We start from the raw sequence: 8,783 nt of genomic DNA on the forward strand, positions 1-8,783 counted from the left end.
CCAGAAAGAGAACAGCCTCGTCGTCGAGGCCCTCGACGCGGGTGCCTCGGTCGTGGCGACGGCGGGGTACAGCACGGCGCTCTACAGCGCGTGTCCCATTGCCCTCCGCGCGCGAACCACGAGATCGGGAATAGCGATCAGGCCGCGCTCGCCTTCCGACGGAGACGCGTTCGGTGTCCGGCTCGACCCGCCCGGCGGCATCGCACGCGGCGGGGTCCCTCCCGGGCGGGGGGTCGCGGTGGTCGATGGCACGCAGGTCGACGTCCAGCTCGGATGGTTGGGGGCCGACCGAGGGCCCGCCGCGTCTAGTCCGACGACGTCGAACCGCCCGTAGGAGGCTTCGTCGAGCGCTGCGTGACCTCGAACACCGGCTTGGAGAACAGGAGGACGACAGCGGCAGCGGCCGGGACGAGGATGAGGAGTCCGTACACGACGTAACCGCCCGTCGCGGTCGGGAATCCGATGGTCGCGGCGAATAGCTGAATGACGAGCACGATCGACCGGGTCCACCGGTAGCCGCGCCACAGGAACACCCCGGCCGCACCGAGCCCGGCACCGACGAGCGCCAGGAGGACCATCGTGAACACGGCGCCGGCCGGCGATACCGTGGCCTGGCCCGCGGCGAGCGCCACCGCATAGAAGATCGCGATGCCCACGAGCGCAAGGGCCTCAAGCAGGACGATGCCGACGAGGACCTTGAGCTGGACCGGCTTGGGCTTCGCCGAGGAGGGACGGGAGGAAGACTGCACAGCGAGAGACTACCGTCATCGACGAAACGGGGCCTGAGCCAGCTTCTGGGGCGGCTCACATGTGACGTATCCCTCGCCTCGAGAGGCCCAAATCCTCGCTCGACCCCCTTGTTTACACACAGTTAACGTGACAACCTTAATGAAGTTGACCGCGGGGCCCCACAGGCCCCTTTGCTTTGGGACGACTCGTGAAAATCTTCACAAGGATCTTCGCGAGGCTTCTCCCCCGAACGGAGTACTTCAAGAACCATGGATTGGCGTGATCGCGCGGCCTGCCTCGACAAGGACCCTGAGCTGTTCTTCCCTGTCGGGAACACCGGACCAGCGCTGCTCCAGATCGAAGAGGCAAAGAGTGTCTGCCGGCGTTGCCCGGTGATCGACACGTGCCTTCAGTGGGCCCTCGAGTCCGGACAGGACGCCGGTGTGTGGGGTGGCATGAGCGAGGACGAGCGCCGCGCTCTCAAGCGCCGGGCGGCTCGCGCCCGCCGCGCCTCCTGACAACCGGGACGAGGCCTCTCACCGCCTGACAAGGGCAGAGCAGCTGCTTCCCCGCCCGCCGCGCCGCAAGGCACGGCGGGCGGCAGTTTTTAACAAGGACGCATCTTCTTATGCACCCCGGCTTCAATCAGCCCTGCCGGCCCCAGCTAGCCCGCTCAGCTGCGGCCCAGCTGAAGCAGAATCGTCACTTCCGTGCCGCCACCCTGACGCGGGCCCCAGTGGATCGAGCCGCCAAGCTCGCTCGTGACGAGCGTGCGGACGATCTGGAGGCCCAGGCCCTCGTGGCGGCTCTGCTGCGCAGGTAACCCCACGCCGTCGTCCGCCACGGTGACCTCGAGCGTCTCCTCCCCCGTCTGGTCGACGCCGCGGCGCGCGATGAGCCACACCGTGCCGGAACGGTCTTCGAGGCCGTGCTCGACGGCGTTCGTGACGAGTTCGTTGATAACGAGCGCGAGGGGCGTCGCCAGATCGCTCGGCAGCCCGCCGAACTCGCCCTCGCGCTCGGTCGTGACGTGCTGATTTCCGGTCGCGACCTCGGCTGACAGCCGGAACTGGCGGTCGATGAGCTCGTCGAAGTCGACGTTCTGGGCGAGGCCCTGCGAGAGGGTCTCGTGCACGAGCGCGATCGTCGCGACGCGACGCATCGCCTGCTCGAGGCCCTGGCGCGCCTCGTCGCTCTTCATGCGGCGCGACTGCATGCGCAGGAGCGCGGCGACCGTCTGCAGATTGTTCTTGACGCGGTGGTGGATCTCGCGGATCGTCGCGTCCTTGGTGACGAGCTCCATCTCGCGGCGCCGCAGCTCGGACACGTCGCGGCAGAGGACCAGCGCCCCGAAGCGCTCGCGCTCATCGCGCAGCGGTATCGCCCGCAGCGACAGGCTCACCCCGCGCGATTCGATCTCGCTGCGCCAGGGCATGCGGCCCGTGACGACGAGCGGGAGGGTCTCGTCGACGAGCCGGCGGTCCTTGAGCAGATTCGTGGTCAGCTCTGCGAGGGAGCGACCCTCGAGGGTGTCGATCCCTCCGAGCCGTCGAAACGCCGAGACCCCGTTCGGGCTCGCGTACTGCACGATGCCCTCGGCGTCGAGGCGGATCAGGCCGTCGCCGACGCGGGGCGCGCCTCGGCGAGAACCCGTGGGCGACGCGAAGTCGGGCCACAGCCCGAGCGTGCCCATGCGCAGGAGGTCGTACGCGCACTGGCGGTAAGTGAGCTCGAGGCGGGACGGCATCCGCGAACTCGAGAGATCCATGTGGGAGGTCACGACGGCGAGCGTCCGACCGTTGCGCACGAACGGCACCGCCTCGACACGCAGCGCCATCTCGGAGTTGAAACTCGTCTCGTGGCTTCGTTCGATCGTCTGGCTCGCCCACGCACGGTCCACGAGGGGCCTCAAGTCCCCGCGTATCGTCTCCCCCACGATGTCCTCATGGAACACCGTGTGAGTCGTCGAGGGGCGCACATGGGCAAGCGCTGTATACCCGTCCGCCGGGTCTGGGAACCAGAGCGCGAGATCCGCGAACGCCAAGTCCGCGACGAGTTGCCAGTCGCCCACCAGCAGGTGAAGCCATTCGGCATCGCCCGGACCGAAGTCAGCCTGTTCCCGGATGGTGTCCGTGAAGAGCGCCACCGCACCGCCTTGTCGAAGAGAGAACGCATTGGCCGCGGGGATCTTCATCCCCGCGGCCTCCGGCGCCCGCACCGACGAGGAATAACCCTCGCCCGGAAACCAGCCCTAGTGGCGCACGATCGACCGGAGCAGCCTCAATGCTACCGACAGCGACGCCATGTCGTCGCTTTCGAGCGCGTTGACCTCGCGGAACATCGTCGCGGCCCGGCCGAGCGACTCCGCGTTCTCCGCCTCCCACGCCGCGAGGCGCTGCTCCGGATCGACGCCGGCCGGCGAAAGATCCATGATCGACCGCGTCATGTCGGCAACAGTGCTGTACAGGTCGTCGCGCAGCGCGGCGCGGGCCAGGGCCTGCCACCGGTCCCGCCGGGGCAGGGCCGAGATCCGCTCGAGCAAGGCGTCGACGTTGAAGCGATCGAAGACGGTGTAATACACGCCTGCAATCTCCTCGACCGTCTCGCTGGACGTCTGCGAGATCCGCGCGATGTCGAGCAGTGCGAAGCTCTCGAAGAGCTCGGCCCAGCGGTGGGCGAAATCTTCGGGCAGGCCCCACGCCCTGCCACGCTCGAGCCATGCACCGACCCGTTCGGCGTCCTGGCCGCGGAGGTACTTCAGGAGCTTCGAGCGCAGCGCTGTCATCGGTGCCGAGTAGAGGTCCACTACCTCGCCGATCGTCCGGTTGCCCGTGCCCTGATGGATGAGCCACCGCACCGCGCGGTCCAGGAGCCGGCGGATGTCGTGGTTGATCGTGGTCCAGTGCTCGGTCGGGAACGAGGCCGGCAGCGCGTTCACGGACGCCGTCATATCGTCGAGGCGGTACAGCTCACGGAGGGCCACGAAGGCCTTCGCGACCGCGGCGTCCGTGGCACTCGTCTCCTCGATCGCGCGGAACGCGAACGTGATGCCGCCAAGATTCACCATGTCGTTCGCGACAATAGTCGCGATGATCTCCCGGCGCAGGGGGTGCGTGTCGAGCTCTGCCCCGAACCGTTCGCGAAGCTCGGCCGGGAAGTAGCCTCGCAGCGTCTCCTCGAACCACGGATCGTCGGCGAGGTCACTCTCGCGCAGCGACTCGGCGAGTTCGATCTTCGCGTAGGCGGCGACCACCGAGAGTTCCGGGGAAGTGAGACCCTGGCCCTGTTCGAGGCGGCGGTGCAGCTCCGCCGTCGTCGGCAGCGCCTCAAGGTCACGCTTGAGGTCGGCGTTCACCTCGAGCCAGTCCATGAGCCGTTCGAGCGCTGGGCTCAACGGCGCGACGAGCGCCCTGTCGTTGACGAGCAGGATGTTCTGGTCGATGTTGTCCTCGAGGACGAGCCGCCCGACTTCGTCGGTCATCGACGCGAGGAAGTCGGCGCGCTCGGTCTCGGCGAGTTTCCCAGCGGCTACCATGCGGTCCACAAAGATCTTGATGTTGACCTCGTGGTCCGAGCAGTCGACGCCCGCCGAGTTGTCGATGGCGTCCGTGTTGAGGATCACGCCCTGGAGCGCGGCCTCGATGCGGCCGCGCTGCGTGAAGCCGAGGTTCCCGCCCTCGCCCACGACCTTGACGCGGAGTTCGCGCCCGTCAACCCGGATCGCGTCATTGGCCTTGTCCCCCACTTGGGCGTGGGTCTCGGTGCTTGCCTTGACGTACGTGCCAATGCCGCCGTTGTAGAGGAGGTCGACTGGCGCGAGCAGGATCGCGCGCAGCATCTCGTTGACGCTCAGCTGAGTCGTCCCGGGCGCGAGCCCGAGCGCCTCGCGGACCTCGTCGGACACGGGGATCCACTTTGCCGTGCGCGGGTAGATCCCGCCGCCGGCGCTGATGAGCTCCCGGCTGTAGTCGTCCCACGACGAGCGCGGCAGACCGAACAACCGGCGCCGCTCGGCGAACGAGCTGGCCGGGTCCGGGTTGGGATCGAGGAACAGATGGCGGTGGTCGAATGCGCCCACGAGCCGGATGTGCTCAGAGAGAAGCATGCCGTTGCCGAACACGTCGCCCGACATGTCGCCCACGCCGACAACCGCGAAGTCCTCGGTCTGCGTATCGAGGTCGAGCTCGCTGAAGTGACGCTTGACCGACTCCCACGCGCCGCGCGCCGTGATGCCCATGGCCTTGTGGTCGTAGCCCACCGAGCCGCCGGACGCGAACGCGTCGCCGAGCCAGAAGCCGTATTCGGCCGAAAGCCCGTTGGCGATGTCGGAGAAGCTCGCCGTGCCCTTGTCCGCGGCGACGACGAGGTACGGATCGTCGTCGTCGTGACGCACGACGCCGGCCGGCGGCACCACACGCTCACCGTCGGTGGGAGTGGAGACACGGTTGTCCGTGAGGTCAAGGAGGCCGCGGATGAACGTCTTGTAGCTCTCGATGCCCTCAGCGAGCCACGCCGCGCGGTCGACCGCCGGGTTGGGGAGGCGCTTCGCGAAGAAGCCGCCCTTCGCGCCCGTCGGGACGATGACGGCGTTCTTGACCACCTGCGCCTTGACGAGGCCCAAGATCTCGGTCCGGAAATCCTCACGACGATCGGACCAGCGCAGCCCGCCGCGCGCCACCTTGCCGAAGCGGAGGTGGACGCCCTCGACGCGCGGCGAGTACACCCAGATCTCGAACATCGGCCGCGGCGAGGGAAGGCCCTCGATCTCGGAGGGCCGCAGCTTGACGCTCAGGTAGGAGCGGTCGAGGTAGTAGTTCGTGCGCAGCGTCGAGTCGATGAGGTTGATGAAGGTCCGGAGGAGGCGATCGGCGTCAAGTGTCGGAACCTTCTCGAGCGCCTCGGCGAGCTCAGCGCGGAGCTGCTCGGTCGCCGTCGTCCGGGTGCGCTCCTCAAGGGCGGGATTGAAGCGCGCGTCGAAGAGCGCGATGAGCCGCCGCGTGACGTTCGCGTTGGCCAGGAGCGTGTCGGCGATGAAGCCCAAGGAGTTCGTGTTCCCGACCTGACGCATGTACTTCGCGTAGCTCCGGAGGATCACGACCTGCCGCGAGGTCATCCCCTCGCGCAGCACGAGCCGGTCGAGCGTGTCGGACTCGGTCATCCCCGAGAGCGCCGCGCCGAACGCATCGGCGAGGAGATCACCTGTGGCGAGCGGATTGACGTTGGCCGGGTACTTGAGGCCCAGGTCGTACAGGAAGAAATCGCGCGCGTCCGCGGTCTCGATCTCGAACGGCCGCTCATCGAGGACCTCGAGGCCCAGGTTGTGGAAGAACGGGAGGATCTGGCTCAGGCTCTTCGGCTCGAGCAGGTACAGCTTGACGCGGGCGTCCTCCTCGAGCTCGGCGCCGACGCCCTGCGGGACGTAGACCCGCACGGCCGGGCGCTCGGGGATCTCCTCCCCCTCCGCCTTCTCGGCCTCGGCGCGCTCCGCCGCGTAGACCTCGAACCGTTCGATGTCCTCAAGCGCGTCCTCGATGCTGTAGTCGACCCGGTACGACGGCGGGAACGCCTCCGACCACACCGCGGCGAGGTGCTCGGCCTCGTCGAGCGAACGGCTCTCGTGCAGCACTTGCGCGATCCCTTCGCCCCACGAGCGCGTCGCAGTCACGAGGCGCTGCTCGAGCGCGTTCGTGTCTGATCCCTCGACCGTCGCGCCCTTGGGCAGTCGAATCCGGAAGTACAGCCGCGCGAGCGCGGACTCGCTCAGGTGCGCGTCATAATCGATCTGGTCGGAGTGGAACTCGCGCTCGAGCTCGTCCTCGATCCGCCGGCGCACGGTCGTGTTGTAGCGGTCCTTCGGAAGATAGACGACCGCATTCATGAAGCGTCCGAAAAGGTCGGGGCGGAGGAACAGGCGCGTCCGTCGACGCTCCTGAAGGAGCTGGATCTTCGTGACCGTGTCGTACAGGAGCTTCGCGTCCATCTGGAAGAGCTCGTCGCGCGGGTACGTCTCGAGGATCGCGAGGAGGTCCTTGCCCGAGTGGGAATCGGCCGGGAATCCCGATTGCCGCATCACCGACTCGATCTTGTCCTTGACGATCGGAACGCTCCGCGCGGACTGCGTGTAGGCCGTCGACGCGAAGAGGCCGATGAACCGGCGCTCGCCATCCACCTGGCCTTCGGCATTGAAGCGCTTGATCCCGATGTAGTCGAGGTAGGCCGCCCGGTGGACAGTGCTGCGCGAGTTCGCTTTCGTGATGTTGAGTGCGCGGCGTTCGCGGGCGTGGGCCTGGCCCTCGGCGGTGAGGTGCTGGAGGGCGTGCGCGCCGTCACCACGCAGGAGGCCGAGGCCGCTGCCCTCGACGAGTTCGAGGACGTCCTCGCCCTTCTCCGTCTTCAGGTCGTACTCGCGGTATCCGAGGAACGTGAAGTTGCCCGCCTCGAGCCAGTGGAGGAGCTCCTGGGTGGGCTTGAGGTCTGAGATGTCCCCGCCCCCGACCACGTTGTCGAGGCTCCGCGCGATCTCGAGCGCCTTCGAGCGCATGGGCCGCCAGTCGTCGACGGCGGCACGGACGTCGCGCAGGACTCGGCGAAGCCCCTCCACGATCTCAACCTTGCGGGCGGCGGACGCGCGGTCCGTCTCGATAGCGATCCACGATTCCATGTGGGTCATGAGCTCGCTGTCGGCCATGAGGCGGCTGAGCTTGGGCAGCGCCGCCGTGTCGCCGCTTGTGAGGCCCCACTGGGCGGGGACGCGCTCGACGCCGACGAGGACTCCGTCGCTCCGGCGCCGGCTCACCACGAACATGGGGTGGACCACGAGGTGGATGGCCGAATGCCGGCGCACGAGCTCGGCGCTCACCGAATCGACGATGAACGGCATGTCGTCGGTGACGATGTAGACGATGCTCCGACCGCCCTCGTCGGCGATGTCGATGCTCGCCTCGCCCGGGCTTCGCTGCTCGGCAAGCGAGCGGTGATGTCGCGCCCGCTGCGCAAACGTTTCGGCGGGATAGGACTGCCGGTCCTCGTCCGCGAGATGTTCGTAGTAGTCAGCCAGGAAGCGTGGCTCCTGCTCGGCGGTGGGGAACGGGTTCTGCTGGGCAGTTCCGGTCGACACGGTGAAATCGCCTCCACGGGACGGACTGGTGGCGCCGCCGCTTTGCAGCGCCCTGCCAGAGAGCCTAGCGCGACCGCTTCGCGAGTGCCCTAGCACTTGCGACAGCGGATCGTCGATTCTGCTGTACAGGTGAACAGACGATTCCCGCGATGGCCCGACGAAGCGCTGAGTGAGGGGCCGACTCGAGAAGGAGGTCCCCGCCGAGGAGCGCGGCGTCGGCCGTGTCTGCGTCGTAGGGCACGAGCGCCGCGATGGGTCGATTCGGCCCAAAGCGTTCCCAGGCCTCGCGGAGCGCCCGCTCGGGGAACCGGCCGAGCGTCCCCCGCCGGATCTTGTTGAAGACGACGTCTGGCATCGCGGCCGGCACTGCACGCTCTAGCTCGTTGAGCCCCCGCACGAGCCGAGGCATCCCGACGGCGTCGGCGGCGCCGACGGCGATGACGCGGTCTGCATTCTCCAATGCGCGGAGCGTCGCGGCGTTGCGCCGCGGGGCCATCGTGTCGAACGAGAACTCCTCGTCCGCCTCGAGGCTGAAGCCGACGTCCACGACCACCGTGTCAGCGATCTCCCGGCACTGCGCGAGGACGGCCGCGAACGACGCCGCCCGAAGCTCCGGCCAACGGTCGGCGCGCGTGAGTCCGGTGAGCACGAGCAAGGCCCCGGCGGTTGTGACGACCGTCGCGGCAACCCGTCCGAGCGCCTCGGCGTCGAGCGTCCCCTGATCGGCCAAGCGGCAGGCCTGGGCGATGCCCGCAGATTCGTCGAGCAGCCCGAGGTGCGCCGCGACGCTCGGCCCGAACGTGTCCGCATCGACGAGCACCACTCGCTGGCCGTCGGCAACGAGCTCCGCCGCGATGTTGACAGCGATTGTCGTGCGGCCCGGCGAGCCGAGCGGCCCCCACACCGCGAGGAGGGCTCCGCGCCTGGCGCCTTCGTC

At 68.2% G+C, this 8,783-nt stretch carries 6 protein-coding genes; 2 read left to right on the forward strand and 4 right to left on the reverse strand.

Annotated elements, in window-relative coordinates:
* Window positions 1–334: hypothetical protein (locus tag ACLN58_RS13525; protein WP_415855783.1), on the forward strand; the 334-nt coding region annotated here is incomplete at its 5' end.
* Here ACLN58_RS13525 and ACLN58_RS13530 read toward each other — a convergent pair.
* Window positions 306–749 (reverse strand): hypothetical protein, encoded by a 444-nt coding sequence (locus tag ACLN58_RS13530; RefSeq protein WP_415855784.1) that lies wholly within the window; start codon window positions 747–749, stop codon window positions 306–308. The genes ACLN58_RS13525 and ACLN58_RS13530 overlap by 29 nt on opposite strands.
* Window positions 750–998: 249 nt before the next feature.
* Between ACLN58_RS13530 and ACLN58_RS13535 the strand changes: the two genes are divergently transcribed.
* On the forward strand, window positions 999–1,247 hold the full coding sequence (locus ACLN58_RS13535; protein ID WP_043127419.1) for a WhiB family transcriptional regulator: 249 nt from the start codon (window positions 999–1,001) through the stop codon (window positions 1,245–1,247).
* A gap of 155 nt (window positions 1,248–1,402) precedes the next feature.
* Here the strand turns inward: ACLN58_RS13535 and ACLN58_RS13540 are convergent, their stop codons facing one another.
* From ACLN58_RS13540 to ACLN58_RS13550, 3 genes are all read right to left on the reverse strand, one after another.
* Complete coding sequence (locus tag ACLN58_RS13540; RefSeq protein WP_415855785.1) at window positions 1,403–2,875, reverse strand: sensor histidine kinase; 1,473 nt, start codon at window positions 2,873–2,875, stop codon at window positions 1,403–1,405.
* 105 nt (window positions 2,876–2,980) lie between these two features.
* The gene (locus tag ACLN58_RS13545) at window positions 2,981–7,846 is read right to left on the reverse strand and encodes an NAD-glutamate dehydrogenase (protein WP_415855786.1); all 4,866 of its coding nucleotides are present in this window, start codon (window positions 7,844–7,846) and stop codon (window positions 2,981–2,983) included.
* Window positions 7,847–7,910: 64 nt separating this feature from the next.
* A partial coding sequence (locus tag ACLN58_RS13550) for an AAA family ATPase (RefSeq protein WP_415855787.1) occupies window positions 7,911–8,783 on the reverse strand: 873 nt, incomplete at its 5' end.

Source organism: Sinomonas sp. G460-2 (genome assembly GCF_047759905.1).
Taxonomy (GTDB): Bacteria; Actinomycetota; Actinomycetes; order Actinomycetales; family Micrococcaceae; genus Sinomonas.